This window comes from Ensifer canadensis (assembly GCF_017488845.2).
Classification (GTDB): domain Bacteria; phylum Pseudomonadota; class Alphaproteobacteria; order Rhizobiales; family Rhizobiaceae; genus Ensifer; species Ensifer canadensis.
In genome coordinates this window covers 247889-262720 of record NZ_CP083374.1, presented here as the reverse complement: position 1 = coordinate 262720, position 14832 = coordinate 247889, and the positions used below count along the sequence as shown (strand labels likewise).

Annotated in this window: 12 protein-coding genes; 10 read left to right on the top strand and 2 right to left on the bottom strand. The window is 60.5% G+C overall.

Annotated elements, in window-relative coordinates:
* Positions 1–84: 84 nt before the first annotated feature.
* The 5 genes from aspT to J3R84_RS34620 all read left to right on the top strand — a co-directional run bounded on the left by aspT (position 85) and on the right by J3R84_RS34620 (position 6480).
* Complete coding sequence (aspT, locus tag J3R84_RS34640; RefSeq protein ID WP_025430163.1) at positions 85–1776, top strand: aspartate-alanine antiporter; 1692 nt, start codon at positions 85–87, stop codon at positions 1774–1776.
* 133 nt (positions 1777–1909) lie between these two features.
* A complete protein-coding gene (locus tag J3R84_RS34635) occupies positions 1910–3091 on the top strand; it encodes a porin (protein ID WP_025430162.1) in 1182 nt (393 codons plus the stop codon).
* A gap of 115 nt (positions 3092–3206) precedes the next feature.
* A complete protein-coding gene (locus tag J3R84_RS34630) occupies positions 3207–4811 on the top strand; it encodes a bifunctional aspartate transaminase/aspartate 4-decarboxylase (protein ID WP_025430161.1) in 1605 nt (534 codons plus the stop codon).
* Positions 4812–5035: 224 nt separating this feature from the next.
* Positions 5036–6271 carry a DUF2092 domain-containing protein gene (locus J3R84_RS34625; RefSeq protein ID WP_225906223.1) on the top strand — a complete coding sequence of 412 codons (1236 nt, stop codon included), beginning with the start codon at positions 5036–5038 and terminating at the stop codon, positions 6269–6271.
* Positions 6268–6480 carry a hypothetical protein gene (locus tag J3R84_RS34620; RefSeq protein ID WP_025430159.1) on the top strand — a complete coding sequence of 71 codons (213 nt, stop codon included), beginning with the start codon at positions 6268–6270 and terminating at the stop codon, positions 6478–6480. The genes J3R84_RS34625 and J3R84_RS34620 overlap by 4 nt, the downstream gene beginning before the upstream one ends.
* Positions 6481–6680: 200 nt before the next feature.
* Here J3R84_RS34620 and J3R84_RS34615 read toward each other — a convergent pair whose 3' ends face one another.
* Positions 6681–7604: a LysR substrate-binding domain-containing protein gene (locus J3R84_RS34615; RefSeq protein ID WP_025430158.1), complete on the bottom strand. Its 924-nt coding sequence runs from the start codon at positions 7602–7604 to the stop codon at positions 6681–6683.
* Between the two features lie 112 nt (positions 7605–7716).
* Between J3R84_RS34615 and J3R84_RS34610 the strand changes: the two genes are divergently transcribed.
* The 4 genes from J3R84_RS34610 to phnY all read left to right on the top strand — a co-directional run bounded on the left by J3R84_RS34610 (position 7717) and on the right by phnY (position 13434).
* Complete coding sequence (locus J3R84_RS34610) at positions 7717–9375, top strand: Na/Pi cotransporter family protein (protein WP_057217080.1); 1659 nt, start codon at positions 7717–7719, stop codon at positions 9373–9375.
* Positions 9376–9476: 101 nt separating this feature from the next.
* Positions 9477–10679 (top strand): 2-aminoethylphosphonate--pyruvate transaminase, encoded by a 1203-nt coding sequence (locus J3R84_RS34605; protein WP_057217082.1) that lies wholly within the window; start codon positions 9477–9479, stop codon positions 10677–10679.
* Positions 10680–10700: 21 nt separating this feature from the next.
* Positions 10701–11969, top strand: a complete 1269-nt coding sequence (gene phnA, locus J3R84_RS34600) for a phosphonoacetate hydrolase (protein ID WP_057220080.1) — start codon at positions 10701–10703, stop codon at positions 11967–11969.
* A 10-nt stretch (positions 11970–11979) separates the two neighbouring features.
* Positions 11980–13434, top strand: a complete 1455-nt coding sequence (gene phnY / locus J3R84_RS34595) for a phosphonoacetaldehyde dehydrogenase (RefSeq protein ID WP_057220022.1) — start codon at positions 11980–11982, stop codon at positions 13432–13434.
* Here phnY and J3R84_RS34590 read toward each other — a convergent pair whose 3' ends face one another.
* Positions 13435–13770, bottom strand: a complete 336-nt coding sequence (locus J3R84_RS34590) for a hypothetical protein (protein WP_203527568.1) — start codon at positions 13768–13770, stop codon at positions 13435–13437. It lies immediately after the preceding gene.
* On the opposite strand from J3R84_RS34590, the gene J3R84_RS34585 reads away from it, so the two are divergent.
* Positions 13769–14791: a putative 2-aminoethylphosphonate ABC transporter substrate-binding protein gene (locus tag J3R84_RS34585; RefSeq protein WP_057220021.1), complete on the top strand. Its 1023-nt coding sequence runs from the start codon at positions 13769–13771 to the stop codon at positions 14789–14791. The two genes, J3R84_RS34590 and J3R84_RS34585, sit on opposite strands and share 2 nt — an antisense overlap.
* The last annotated feature ends 41 nt before the right edge of the window (positions 14792–14832 follow it).

Here is a 14832-nt window from a genome sequence, read left to right as displayed (position 1 = left end):
GCTTAACTTTTTGCATGAGCGTTTGGGGTCGGCAGTGAAGGCGTCGTAGCCCCGGATCGGGGCGAGGGGGGAGCTAATCTGGACATGGTTTGGGTCGAGCAATTCCTGATCAAATATCCCGAGCTTGCCGTATTCCTTGCTATCAGCATTGGATATCTGATCGGCGGTCTCAAGTTCGGTGGCTTCAGCCTCGGACCCGTTACCGGCTCGCTGTTTGCGGGCATCCTGATCGGGCAGTTCGCCCATGTGCCGATTGCCGGGATGGCGAAATCGCTGCTCTTTCTCTTGTTCCTCTTCGGCATCGGCTACTCGGTCGGACCGCAGTTCCTGCAAGCCCTGAAGCGGGACGGGATGAAGCCCGTACTCCTTGCGGTCGTCGTCTGTGTGACCGGGCTGCTCATGTCTGTCGTGGTCGCCAAAATCCTTGGTCTCGATCCCGGCTTTGCAGCCGGGCTTCTGTCCGGCTCCCTCACCGAAAGCCCGGCTATGGGCACGGCAACCGAAGCGATCAATGCGTTGCCGCTGCCCGAGGCGGATCGCGCGCGGTTTGTGGCGCATATCGCTGTGGCTGACGCTGTTTGCTACGTCTTCGGCGCGGTTGGCGTCATTCTGTTTTGCAGTGTCGTCGGCCCCAGGCTGCTTGGCATCGACCTCGTTGCCGAGGCGCTGAAACTGGAGAAGGAGTACGGAATTACCCGCAAGGTGGCCGGTGTCTCCTCCGCCTGGCACAGGTTCGAAATTCGCGCTTACCAGATCGTGGACGCCGCGCCAGTCGCTGGCCTGTCAATAGCCGCCGCCGAGGCGACGTATCCAGAGCACAGGCTCTTCATTCAGCGCCTGCGTCGGAGGGGCGCAATCATCGAGGCGGCCCCGGAGGTCGTGATCAACCCCGGTGATATCGTCGCTGTATCCGGGACGAGGGAGGCGCTGGTCAGCGTCCTTGGGCCGCGCGCCGAGGAGATCGAGGACCGTGAACTGCTCGATGTCCCGGTATCGGTTTCCGATGTGCTGCTGACAAGCCCTGATCTCAAGGGGAAAAGCATCGCGGATGTCGCTAAGGAAAGCTGGACACGCAGCCTCTACCTGCGCGCCATTACGCGCGGGGGGCAGGATATTCCTATCGCGCCGGGGATTACGGTGGAGCGTGGTGATATCCTGCGCCTGGTGGGGCCGGAAGCCGTCGTGTCGAGCGCCGCCAAGCGCATTGGCGTTGTGGTCGCGCCGACGACGGCGACAGACTTCCTGGTCCTTGGTTTTGCGATATTCCTTGGTGGGCTTGTCGGCGTTCTCGTCACTTTTCCCATCGGTGACATGCGGATTTCGCTCAGCACCAGTGTGGGCACGCTCCTGGCTGGGTTAACGGTGGGGCATCTGCGCACGCGCTTCCCGCTCTTCGGCCGAATACCGGATGCCGCCGTGTCGCTCATGACCTCGCTTGGTCTTGCCGCCTTTGTCGCGATGACCGGCCTTCATGCCGGACCCGTGTTTGCCTCCGCCATCGCCGAAGCGGGTATCGGTCTTCTGTTCGGCGGTATGATCGTTACCATGATACCGCTGATCGTTGGTCTGTACTTCGGGCGCTACGTGCTTGGCATGAACCCGATATTGCTGCTGGGCGGGCTCGCAGGGGCGCAGACCATGACAGCCGGCATGGCGGCCGTTCAGGACAGGTCGGGAAGCACCGTTGCCGTCCTTGGCTACACGCCGGCGGTCCCCATCGGCCATATCCTGCTCACGACTTGGGGAACGGTCATTGTCGGTATCGTCGCGGGATGAAAATAGGCAGGTTTAATCAATCAGCGGCGACGCTGCTGCATGCTAGAATTCGCAACAGACTTTCACAGTAAAAAGACGAATACTGAATGCGAATCGACGATGCGAATCGCCAATGATCTGAAAGGTGCTTTTGATGCGACAGACACTATACATTGTTCCGCCCGCACTTCTCATCGCTGCACTGGCGGCCGCAGAGCCTGTGTCGGCGCAGGAGGCGGTAAAACCGGCGGTGCAGCCCACGGAGGCCAGCAAGGCTCCGGAACACTGGATTCCCAAGCTGCGGGTCGGCGACGACAATGCCTATTTTGAATTCTACGGCCAGATCAACAAGGGCCTGCTGGTCTACGATGACGGCGGGGCAACGGATAACTACTTTCCGGTCGACAACGGCAACTCGTCCACGCGGGCGGGCTTTCGCGCATACACCCTCATGGAAAAGGGTTGGTCGTTCGGCGCCAATCTCGAATGGGAATGGAACCCTTATTCGACAACCAACGTCAACCAGTTGAACAAGGACCACTATGATTGGGGGACTGACCTGCTGCGCAAGGCGGAAATTTACCTCGACTCGAAGGAATACGGCAAGTTCTGGCTCGGCCAGGGCAGCATGGCGTCGGACTCGACGGCCGAGGTCGATCTGTCCGGCACGGGCGTGGTAGGCTATTCGCTTGTTTCTGATATGGCCGGGGGACCGTTTTTCCGCAACGATGACGGGACGCTTTCGACGGTCAAGGTCAAGGACGCGTTCACCAACTATGATGGTCTCGGTCGCAAGTTCCGCGCCCGATATGACACGCCTTCGTATGGCGGATTCAGCTTTGCGAGTTCGGTCGGCACACAGGTCGTGCCCGAAGAAACCGACGTTACCGTGTGGGACATGGCGGTTCGATACGATGAGACCTATGATGCCTTCAAGGTCGGTGCCGCAGTTGCCTTTTCGAGGCCAGGCGACGGCAACTCGATTTACGACGCGTCCGTTTCCGTCTTGCATATCGATACCGGTCTCAGCCTCACCCTTGCCGCGGCCTATTCCGACAAGGAAACCGTCGATGGACACTATGGCTACGTGAAGGTCGGCTATCAGACTGATATTTTCGACGTCGGCAAAACCGCGTTTTCGGTCGACGCCTATTTCGGCAAGGACATTGCGGGCAAGGGCAGCAACAGCGATTCCTTCGGGGCACAGATTGTCCAGAATCTCGACTATCTGCAGACGGAACTCTATCTTGGAGCCCGGACCTACTCCTTAGATCAAGAGACCGCCGACCTCCAGGATAGCTTCGCTGTTCTGGGCGGCGCCAGAATAAAGTTCTGAAGCAACAGTCGGCAGCGTGCTGCCGGCCGTGCCACACGATCATCGTGCATTCGTTCACTATTGTTTCGACTTGGCCGCTTCGGCGGACCTTGCAGTTCACAGGGAGGAATGACTCATGGCAGACATCGACTATCGCGAATACGAGAAGATGAGCCCGTTCGAAATCAAGGACGGCCTCATGAAGCTTGCCAAGCGCAGCGCACAGAAATCGACGAATGCTCTGCTCAATGCCGGCCGTGGAAATCCAAACTGGATCGCAACGACCCCGCGCGAGGGGTTCTTCCTCTTCGGCCAGTTCGCCCTGACCGAAAGCCGGCGGACCATGGACAACCCGGCGGCGGGCCTCGGTGGCATGCCCCAGATGAAGGGTATCGCGGCGCGCTTCGACGCGTGGCTGGCAAAACATGCCGAGGACCCGGGCGCCGACTTCCTGTCGAGGATGGTCGAGCACGGCGTCAAGATGTTCGGTTTCGATGCCGACGCCTTCGTTTTCGAACTGACGGACTCGATAATCGGCGACAACTATCCCGTCCCGGACCGGATGCTGGTGCATGCCGAGCAAGTCGCGCATCGCTACCTGATGTGGGCAATGGGCGCAAATGCGCCGATCGGCAAGTTCGATCTCTACGCCGTTGAAGGGGGAACGGCGGCGATGTGCTACATCTTCAAGTCGCTGATCGCCAATCGCATCCTCAAGAAGGGCGACACGATCGCGATGGGCACGCCGATTTTTACCCCCTATATCGAGATTGCGGAACTCGAGGACTATGCGTTCAAGGCCGTCCATGTCAGAGCGACGCAGGAGCACCGCTTCCAGTATTCCGACGAGGAGATCCGCAAGCTCGAGGACCCGAAGATCAAGGCATTCTTCGTCGTCAATCCGGGCAATCCGACGTCGATGGCAATCGATCCGCAGACGATGAAAAAGCTGGTCGATCTGGTCAATACCAAGCGGCCGGACCTCATCCTTCTGACCGATGACGTCTACGGGACGTTCGTGCCGAACTTCCGCTCGCTGATGTGCGAGCTGCCCTACAACACCATCTGCGTCTATTCCTATTCGAAGTATTTCGGCTGCACGGGATGGCGTCTCGGCGTCATCGGCATCAACGAGAAAAACATTCTCGACGATCTCTTGACCAAGCTCCCGGCCAAGGAACTGGAGGCGCTGGACAATCGATACCGCTCGATCACGCTCGAACCGCGCAAGCTCAAGATGATCGATCGCATCGTTGCCGATAGCCGCGACGTCGCGCTCAATCACACCGCGGGGCTCTCGTTACCGCAACAGGTGATGATGACCATGTTCTCGATCAGCGAACTGATGGACACGGACAAGGTTTACCAGAAGGCCTGCATGGCGATCTGCACCGACCGGGTGAACATGCTGCTCGAGGGACTGCCGCTCGACCTGCAGCCGAATGCAAACTTTGCCGGCTACTATGGAACGATCGATTTCGAGTTCTGGCTGCGCAAATATGTCGGCGAGGAGATGGTGGCCTGGCTGAAAGCGAATGTGCATCCGCTCGATCTGGTCTACCGGCTGGCGGAGGATCATTCGATCGTGCTGCTCAATGGCGGCGGCTTCGATGCGCCGAACTGGAGCGTCCGAGTCTCCTTCGCCAATCTTCCAGACGATGTCTACGACGACATCGGCCGCGGGGTCCGTGCAGTCGGGCGCGGTTATGTGGATACGTTCAACGCGCTGAAAGGGAAGTAACACTCCCCTTCCGGCATGCCGGCAGATTTTCCAACAGCGGTTCGCAAATTACTGCGAACCGCTCTCGCTGCGCGAGTCACGGCCTCGGCTCGCTGCGGCGCAAGACGTCCGACGAGGTATCTACCGTCAGAGGTAGATGTTGTTCGTACCAGCAAGCAGTGCGCGATAGTCAAATTCACACGTCAGTGAGAAGGAGTCATTCGATGCTAAGCACATCCACAACGATGCTCGACTACAAGGAACACAAAGGTATCGGACAGAGAGCCGGCGGGATCACATCGCGGCATCGCGGGTTGATCAGACGACTGCTCGTGACGGTCGCCCTTTTGGCGGCCGCCCCCACCTTGGCCCAGAACATGCAGGAGCCTTCCAAGCAATACAGCAAGGAAGAGATGCAACAGGCACTAGAGACCAGGGAACAGTACGACGTTCACGGTCTGCGCTTCGCAATGTCGGAAGCGACATTGCGACCTGGAGCGGAAGGACTTCTTGACGACATCGCTGCGGCGCTCAAGAACTTCCCTGAATGGGGCCTGAGAATTGTCGGCCATACCGATACCAGCGGTAATGAGGAGACCAACCTGCGCCTTTCCGCCGAGCGTGCAGAGGTCATCAAGGCGGCTCTCGTCGAACGCGGAATCGATGCCGCCAGGCTGACGACGGGAGGCGTCGGACAGGCCCAGCCGATTGCCAGCAACGATACGGCCGATGGCCGGGCTCTCAACCGCCGCGTCGAGCTCGTCCGGGTCACCGACTCGGCCGAAGCCAAGAAACTGCTCAAGGCCATGACCGACTACCTGGCGGCTCAGAATGCCCTGTCGTTCGGCTATGATTCCACCTTCCAGGTCGTCACCAACAGTGATCAGAAACTCGGACTGGCAAGCTCGGGGACAGTGACCCTCAGTCGGCCCGACAAGGTACACACGACCCGTTCGGGCGGCTTTGTCGACAGCGAGGCGCTGTTCGATGGAAAGACGCTGACACTCCTGGGCAAGAACCTCAACAAATACACGCAGGTCGAAATACCCGGGACAGTCGATCATCTGATCGACGAGCTGAAGGACAAGTACAACTTGCCTTTGCCGGCCGCCGACCTGTTGATGACCGGTGCATATGACGAATTGATGCAAGGGGTGTATGATTCTAAGGATCTGGGAAGCGGCGTCGTCAATGGCGTGGAGTGCGATTCTCTCGCCTTCCGCAAAGACGATGTCGATTTCCAGATCTGGATCGCGCACGGGGCAGAGCCCTATCCCTGCCGCCTGGTCATAACCTCCGGGCAGGTGAAGGGTGGGCCGGAATACAGCATCCAGATCAGGGATTGGAAATCCGGGGCGGCCGTTGCGCCGGGTGATTTCGACTTCAAGAATGCGTCGAATGCCGAAAAGATCGATGTGAACGACCTCCAGCACAACCTGGGTGAATTGCCAGAGAACTTCAAGGTAGGAGATAAAAAATGACCTTCCGTAAGCGCGCAGCAATGATCTGCCTTGTTTGGGCAGTTCTGTTTGGCATCGGCGAGCTGGCGAAGGATGTGCCAGTTCTCGCGATCCCCACCTTTACCTCTGACGCCGTTGCCGTGGTCGGCCGGCCGTTGACGCCGGTCAGTGTGGCCGGTGCCGCGCGGCGCACGACCCGGCGCTGTGCCGCAGGCGTTTATAACTGCTAGAAGAGCGCGTGGCCGTTCGGCAGGCATGGCCGATTTCGGATAGGAATTCGGACGGTTGATGCTGTTCGGCCCGCACTATCTCGGCTCCAGCACATTCCGACACTTTTGCCGTCAAGGCTGGAGCGGGTCTTCTGCATGCCTCCAATTGCGTGGTGAACCGCTGCGAAGGCGTTGCTCCTAAAACTGCGGTCTATCGCCGGTCAGGCGCGAGTTGCTGCGCCCGACGGCTTGGCATCGCCTGCCGTGACGTCTTCTGCACTTTGTGTAAGTTTGCGCGCTATTTCATAGAATGCATGGACAAGTTTCCCGTTGCTGCGTTCGCGCAGGCAGATGAGCGCTTCGTCCATCAGCATTTCCGGGGCATCGATCTTGATCGGCACGAGACGCGTGTCCTGGCCGAACTCGGCGGATGAGACGAAACCGACGCCGCCGCCGGCAGCGACGATCTCGCGAACCGCCTCGCGGCCCTCGGCCTCGATCAGCGGCGTCAGCGTGACGCCGCATTGTGCGGCCATGGCCTCGAGCTTCTGGCGGGTCTTGGAACCTCGCTCGCGCATGACGAGCGGATGTTTTGCAAGCTCTGCGAAGGTGGCGCTCTGACATGTCGCCAAAGGATAATCGCGGCTTGCGAAGGCGACGATCGGCGTCGAATTGAGCTTCAGAACGTCGAAGTCGCCGGCCTGCGGGACTTCGCCGAGAACGCCGATATCCGCTTCATAGGCGTGCAGGCTGGTGATGACGGTTTCCGTGTTGCCCGCATCGATCGAAACCTGCACGGTCGGGTAGGCCCGCCGGAAGGCGGCCAGGATGTGCAGCAGATGGTGTGCGGCATCCGCGACGATCCGCAGCTTTCCAGCCCTTAATGCGCGCGACTCCGAGAGAAGATCGAGTGCCTGTTGCTCGACGTCGAACATGCGCCGGGTGACTTCGAGAAGCTGCTGGCCCGCCTGGGTCAGCGTCACCTGCTTCTTGTTTCGATTGAAGAGCAGGACGTCATACTCCTCCTCCAACTTGCGAACCTGATCGGAGACGGCGGGCTGCGTCAGGAAGAGCGCCTCGGCTGCCCGCGAGAAGCCGCCGTGGATGGCCACATTGTGAAAGGCACGGAGCTGGACATAGCGCACGGTAACATCCCCACAGATAAATTCTATCTATGGAACCATCAGAACGAACGATTTGATTTATGTAAAGGGGCAAAAGATAATTTCCGGAGTTAACCCTTTCCGGAGCGCGCCTATGAATCTTTCGGCTGTCGCCCTTGAACTTACCGCCGCAACAGTCCTGCTGCTTTATGCCGTCAGCCTCGTCAAGAAGGGCGTCGAAGCTGCCTGCGGCGACGTGGTCACCCGTGCCGTTGGAGGGGCTGGCGGCAGGCCCCGCGCGGCAGCCTACGGCTGTTTGATTGCAATTGCCCTGCAGAGTTCGACGGCGGTTGCGATGCTCGCCGCCAGCTTTGCCGTGAGCGGAGCTCTGAGCCTCGAAGTCGGGCTGGCGGTCCTTCTCGGCGCGGACCTGGGCTCTGCCCTTGTCGTCAAGATCTTGAGTTTTGATTTGCACTGGCTGGCGCCATTGCTGATTGCCGCCGGCGGCCTCCTGCATCTCAAGGCGTGCGCTCGCAAGCCGGTCGAGGCCGGGCGTGCGGTTCTCGGGATCGGCCTGTTGCTCCTGTCGCTGCAGATGATCGGCCATGCGACCCTTCCGCTTGGTCAAAGCCCATTGCTGCCGGCAGCGATCGACATGCTGAGCAAAGACCCTCTCACGGTCATGATCGTGGCTGCGGTCTTCACCTGGGGCCTGCATTCCAGCGTCGCGGCCATCCTTTTGATCCTGACCTTTGCCGCAAAGGGCCTGCTGCCGCTCGATGTCGGCATTCCCCTGATCCTTGGCGTCAACCTTGGTGGTGGGCTGATCGCCCTGTGGCTGACCCGAGGCCTGCCGGTGGAAGGCAGGCGGCTGCCGCTTGGCAATCTCGTCTTTCGCGCGCTGTTCAGTGCCGCAGTCTTTGCGCTGTTTTCCGCGCAGCTCTCTTTTGCGTGGCTGCCTGGCACGACGGTCGCTGCCGAGCTCGTCAATCTGCACGTGCTGTTCAATGCTGCACTGGTGCTCCTGGGTCTCATATCGTGTGGTCTGATGGCGCGCATCGTTCGCGTTCTCACGCCTGACAACGCTGGGGGAAAAGATGCCGGTCTTGCAGCGCATGTCAGTGCGCTCGACCGGTCTCTGATCGAAAAGCCGGCGCAGGCTTTGGCGGCGGCCGCTCGCGAAGTGCTCCATATGGGCAACCTGATCACGCGTTTACTCGAACCGGTCATGGGGGTAATCGCGTCGCCAACGCCCGAGACGGTCGATGCGCTGCGCCGCATCGACGGCGACATCCATCGCGCACATAGCGAGATCAAGCTCTTTATCGCCGCAGTTAATAGAGGTGTGCTGACGGAGGAGCAGTCCCGGCGCGGCATCGAACTCACCGAGGCGGCCATTCATCTGGAATATGCCGGCGACGTGGTGTCGAAGAGCCTGTTGCGCATGGCGGAGGAGCGGCTGGAAGGGGCGGGCGCCTTTTCGCAAGCCGGCTGGCACGAACTGACGGCGCTGCATGACGCAGTGTTTTCGAACGTGAAACTTGCCGCCAATCTGCTGGTCTCGCCCGAACCGGTGATTGCCCGCGAGATGGTGCGCCAGAAGGAACACGTGCGCCGGCTGGTGCAGGAAAGCAGTCAAAGCCACCTTGAGCGGCTGAGGCAGGGAATTGCTGCCAGCATCCAATCCAGCGACATGCATCTGGAGATCGTGCGTGCGCTGAAAGAGCTCAATTCACTGGTCACGACGATGGCCTATCCCCGTCTTCGCGAGACCGGGGATCTGCTCGAAAGCCGCCTCGTTCCGGCGGCATAGATGTATAAGTGAGGCTTATAGATTCATACAAAAGAACGATTTTACATATATATCCGTCCACCGCATTGTCGGTTCCGGAGACGCCAACGTGAGGACGGACAATGCCAAACACCGCTTCTGACAGAACCATCGCACCGCTGGAAACGCCGAGACTGGGCGAGCCCTATCTGCTGACGCCCGGTCCGCTGACGACGGCCTATGAAGTCAAGGAGGCTATGCTTAGGGACTGGGGATCATGGGACGGTGATTTCCGTGCGATGACTGCCGACCTGCGTCGCCAGCTTCTCGATATTGCCGGCGATGCCAAGGGCGAGTTCGATTGCGTTCCGATGCAGGGCAGCGGTTCGTTCTCGGTCGAGGCGATGCTGGGCAGCTTCGTTCCCCGCGACGGCAAGGTGCTGGTGCTGATGAACGGCGCCTATGGCAAGCGCATCGCCCAGACGCTCGCCTATCTCGGCCGCGACCACGTGACGATCGACAAGGGCGATTACATGCCGCCACGCGGACCCGAGGTTGCCGCTGCGCTCGACGCGGATCCGGCCATTACCCACGTGGTCGTCGTCCACTGCGAAACCAGCTCCGGCATCCTCAATCCGCTGAAGGAAATCTCCGAGGTCGTCTATGCCAGAGGCCGCAAGCTGCTGGTCGACTCGATGAGCGCCTTCGGTGCCGTACCGGCCGGCGTTGCCGACTTCCGCTACGAGGCGATCGTTTCCTCAGCCAACAAATGCATCGAAGGCGTGCCTGGCTTCGGCTTCGTCATCGCCCGCAAAAGCGAACTGGAGGCCGCCAAGGGCCGCAGCCACTCGCTCAGCCTCGACGTGCACGCGCAATGGGACTACATGAACAAGACCGGTCAGTGGCGCTACACGCCGCCGACGCATGTCGTCGCTGCATTCCTGGAGGCCCTTCGGCTGCATCGCGAGGAAGGCGGAGTCTCCGCCCGCGGCGCGCGTTATGCCCGCAACCGCGACGTCATGGTCGCCGGCATGCGCGAGGCAGGCTTCGAGACCCTGCTTGCCGACCGGTGGCTGTCGCCGATCATCGTTACCTTCTTCAGCCCTGCCGATCCGGCTTTCGCCTTTGATCGCTTCTACGACCTGATGAAGGAGAAGGGGTTCATCATCTATCCCGGCAAGCTGACGGTCGTCGACAGCTTCCGCGTCGGCTGCATCGGCCGCATGGATGAACATGTGATGCGCCGCGTGGTCGAGGCCGCGCGCGCATCCCTCACCGAAATGGGGGTCGCCAATGCTGCGCCTCCGGCGATCGCCCTTGCCGAACGCAGCCGTCTCGCCGCCTGAATGAACGATAGGATTTTCCCGATGAACCAGATGTCCAAGATCAACGTCGCCGTCACCGCGAACCGGCGCAGCTATCCCTGGCCAAACGTCCCAGCCATCGCCATCTGCCTCGATGGCTGCGAGCCGGCCTATCTCGACGAGGCCATCAACGCCGGGTTGATGCCGACACTTGCCCGCATGCGCCAGACGGGCACGGAGCGCACCGCGCTCAGCGTCATCCCGAGCTTCACCAACCCCAACAACCTCTCCATTGCGACCGGCCGTCCGCCGGCCATTCACGGCATCTGCGGCAACTACCTCTACGAACCGCAGACCGGCAACGAAGTGATGATGAACGATCCCCGCTTCCTGCGCGCGCCGACCATCTTCAAGGCCTTCTACGATGCCGGCGCGAAGGTCGCGGTCGTCACCGCCAAGGACAAGCTCCGTGCGCTTCTCGGTCACGGCCTCAAGTTCGACGAGGGCAGGGCGGTCTGCTTCTCGTCCGAAAAGTCCGACACGTCGACCAAGGCGGAACACGGCATCGATAATGCCTCGGCCTGGCTTGGGCGCCCGGTGCCGGAGGTCTATTCGGCGGAACTTTCGGAATTCGTCTTTGCAGCCGGTGTGAAACTGCTGAAGGAATTCGCTCCTGACGTCATGTACCTGACGACCACGGACTACGTGCAGCACAAATATGCGCCGGGCGTCCCGGCGGCGAACGCCTTCTACGAGATGTTCGACAAGTACCTGACCCAACTCGACGCGCTTGGTGCGGCGATCATCGTGACGGCCGATCACGGCATGAAGCCGAAGCACAAGGCCGATGGTTCTCCCGATGTCATCTACGTGCAGGACGTACTCGACGAGTGGCTCGGAAAGGACGCTGCCCGCGTCATCCTGCCGATCACGGATCCCTACGTCGTGCACCATGGTGCGCTTGGTTCGTTTGCGACCGCCTACCTGCCGGAACGCGCCGACAAGGAAGAGATCATCGAGCGGCTGGCAGCGATCGACGGCATCGACCTCGTGCTTTCGCGGCCCGAAGCCTGCATTCGTTTCGAACTGCCGGATGACCGCATCGGCGATATCGTCATCATCTCGTCGGAGAACAAGACGCTTGGCACCAGCGAGCATCGCCACGATCTTGCTGCGCTGAACGAACCGCTACGCTCGCATGGCGGCCTCACCGAGCAGGAGGTGCCCTTCATCTCGAACCGCAAGTTGCCCGAACTTGTTTCCGCGGCCACGCTGCGCAACTTCGACGCCTTCTACTATGCGCTCGTCGCGGCGGCGCAGCCGGCAAACTAGGGAGCGGACGATGACCAAGGTGGAAACGACATTCGCCATTCGCCATGAGCCGATGCGTATCGCCGGCAGACACGTCGATGCCGAAGGGCTGATCGAGGTGCATTATCCCTGGAACGATGCCGTCATCGGCACCGTTCCAGCCGGCAACGCCGAACATGCTCGCAGGGCCTTCGAGATCGCGGCGGCCTACCAGCCGAAGCTGACACGCTACGAGCGCCAGCGCATCTTGCTAAAGGCGGCCGAAATGCTGGTCGCCCGCAAGGAGGAGATCTCCGATGTCATCACGCTGGAGCTCGGCATATCGAAGCAGGACTCGCTCTACGAGGTCGGCCGCGCCTTCGACGTTTTGACGCTGTCGGGTCAGATGTGCATTCGCGATGACGGTGAGATCTTCTCCTGCGATCTCACCCCGCACGGCAAGGCGCGCAAGATCTTCACGATGCGCGAGCCGCTGACCGCCATCTCGGCGATCACCCCCTTCAACCACCCGCTCAACATGGTGGCGCACAAGGTTGCGCCGGCCATTGCCACCAACAACTGCGTGGTGCTGAAGCCGACGGAGCTGACGCCGATGACGGCGCTCATTTTCGCCGACATTCTCTATGAGGCCGGATTGCCGCCGGAAATGCTGTCGGTGGTGACCGGCTGGCCGGCGGATATCGGGATGGAAATGATGACCAACCCAAACTTCGACCTCATCACCTTTACCGGCAGCGTGCCAGTCGGAAAGCTGATCGCGGCGAACGCCCACTACAAGCGCCAGATCCTCGAACTCGGCGGCAACGACCCGCTGATCATCCTCAATGATCTGTCGGATGACGACCTGGCAAAGGCGGCGGACCTGGCGGTCGCCGGCGCGACGAAGAACTCGGGCCAGCGCTGCACGGCCGTCAAACGTATTCTGTGCCAGGAAAGCGTGGCCGACCGCTTCGTGCCGCTCGTTCTGGAACGGGCCAAGAAGCTGCGCTTCGGTGACCCGATGGATCGGGCAACGGAACTGGGCACGGTCGTCCATGCCCGAGCCGCCGAAACCTTCGAGCGTCGCGTGCACAAGGCTGCCGAAGAGGGAGCGGAGATCCTCTACGATCCCGGCCGCCGCGGCGCCCTGCTGCCGCCGATCGTGGTCGATCGCGTGCCGCATTCGAGCGAACTCGTGATGGAGGAAACCTTCGCGCCGATCATCCCGATCGTGCGGGCACCCGATGATGACGATGCCCTGATTGCGCTGTCCAACTCGACCGCCTTCGGCCTGTCGTCGGGCGTCTGCACCAACGACTTCCGCCGCATGCAGAAATACATCGCCGGTCTCAGGGTCGGTACGGTGAACATCTGGGAAGTGCCCGGTTATCGCATCGAGATGTCTCCTTTCGGCGGCATCAAGGATTCCGGCAATGGCTACAAAGAAGGTGTGATCGAAGCGATGAAGAGCTTCACCAACGTCAAGACGTTTTCCCTGCCCTGGTGATCAGGGCCCTGGTGATCCGGGTGTCCCCTGCCTGACCACCATTTCTGGGAGTTGTCGACCGACAGCTCCCTTTTTCTTGGGGCCTGTTGCGAGCCGCATTGTCTGCATCTGCCGCTCGCTGATGCAGGCGTTCGCTTCTTCATCAATCGGCAGCAGATGCCAGTGAGACGGCAGAAGACCTATAGATTCTACTTTGCTAATGATAAGAATAATAAATTTTACTAATTGAATGCACCCACGCAGAATGGCTCCTGAAGCGTGCAAGACAAGGGCAGCGACAGATTGCCCGCCATGCTTTCCGGATTTTTCCAGGCCTCCAGAGGAGATTTTCAGCATGAACAGACACGTGTTTTTTATGCTTGCCGGCGCCATGTCCGTGGCTCTTCCCGTCATTGCTTCCGCCCAGACCGAGCTCACCGTTTACACCGCTGTCGAAGCTGTCGACCTTGATCGCTACAAGGCAACCTTCGAGAAGGCGCATCCCGATATCACAATCAACTGGGTCCGGGATTCAACCGGCGTCATGACGGCAAAACTGCTCGCCGAAAAGGACAACCCGCAGGCGGACGTCGTCTGGGGACTTGCTGCCACATCGCTGCTTCTCCTGAAGACTGAGGGCATGCTGGAGGCGTATCAGCCCAAGGGCGTCGAGGCGCTCGACAAGAAGTTCGTCGACGGTGACACACCGCCGAGCTGGGTGGGAATGGACGCCTATGTTGCGGCCCTCTGCTACAACACGGTCGAGGGCGCAAAGCTCGGGCTGAAGGCCCCTGCAAGCTGGGATGACCTGACGAAGCCTGAGTACAAGGGCCACATCGTCATGCCGAACCCGAGCTCGTCGGGCACCGGCTTCCTCGACGTCTCCGGCTGGATGCAGATGTGGGGTGAGGAGAAGGCCTGGTCCTTCATGGACAAGCTTCATGAGAATATCTCGGCCTACACGCATTCCGGCTCGAAGCCCTGCAAGATGGCCGGTGCTGGCGAGGCTGTCATCGGCGTTTCCTTCGAGTTCCCCGGCGCCAAGGCCAAGAGCGCCGGCGCGCCGATCGACATCATCTTCCCGAGCGAGGGCTCGGGCTGGGAAGCCGAGGCGACGGCGATCATTGCCGGCACGGCAAACCTTGAAGCCGCCAAGACCCTCGTCGACTGGTCGGTCACCAAGGAAGCCAACGAAATGTACAATGCCGGCTATGCCGTGGTCGCCTATCCGGGTGTCGCCAAGCCGGTCGAGCATCTGCCCACCGACATCGCTTCAAAGATGATCGACAACGACTTCGAGTGGGCCGCGAACAATCGCGCCTCCATTCTGAAGGAATGGCAGAAGCGCTACGACGCAAAGTCGGAACCGAAGAGCTGATCGGCCCAGGCGGAGCGCATGCGCGCTCCGCCTGTCGCATT

What these genes read in the sequence shown, in the direction of transcription:
- phnY (WP_057220022.1), top strand. Translation starts at nt 11,980, where the DNA reads ATGACCAAGGTGGAAACGACATTCGCCATTCGCCATGAGCCGATGCGT.
- J3R84_RS34635 (WP_025430162.1), top strand. Translation starts at nt 1,910, where the DNA reads ATGCGACAGACACTATACATTGTTCCGCCCGCACTTCTCATCGCTGCA.
- J3R84_RS34590 (WP_203527568.1), bottom strand. Translation starts at nt 13,770, where the DNA reads ATGCTGAAAATCTCCTCTGGAGGCCTGGAAAAATCCGGAAAGCATGGC.
- J3R84_RS34610 (WP_057217080.1), top strand. Translation starts at nt 7,717, where the DNA reads ATGAATCTTTCGGCTGTCGCCCTTGAACTTACCGCCGCAACAGTCCTG.
- J3R84_RS34620 (WP_025430159.1), top strand. Translation starts at nt 6,268, where the DNA reads ATGACCTTCCGTAAGCGCGCAGCAATGATCTGCCTTGTTTGGGCAGTT.
- J3R84_RS34605 (WP_057217082.1), top strand. Translation starts at nt 9,477, where the DNA reads ATGCCAAACACCGCTTCTGACAGAACCATCGCACCGCTGGAAACGCCG.
- J3R84_RS34585 (WP_057220021.1), top strand. Translation starts at nt 13,769, where the DNA reads ATGAACAGACACGTGTTTTTTATGCTTGCCGGCGCCATGTCCGTGGCT.
- J3R84_RS34625 (WP_225906223.1), top strand. Translation starts at nt 5,036, where the DNA reads ATGCTCGACTACAAGGAACACAAAGGTATCGGACAGAGAGCCGGCGGG.
- J3R84_RS34630 (WP_025430161.1), top strand. Translation starts at nt 3,207, where the DNA reads ATGGCAGACATCGACTATCGCGAATACGAGAAGATGAGCCCGTTCGAA.
- aspT (WP_025430163.1), top strand. Translation starts at nt 85, where the DNA reads ATGGTTTGGGTCGAGCAATTCCTGATCAAATATCCCGAGCTTGCCGTA.
- phnA (WP_057220080.1), top strand. Translation starts at nt 10,701, where the DNA reads ATGAACCAGATGTCCAAGATCAACGTCGCCGTCACCGCGAACCGGCGC.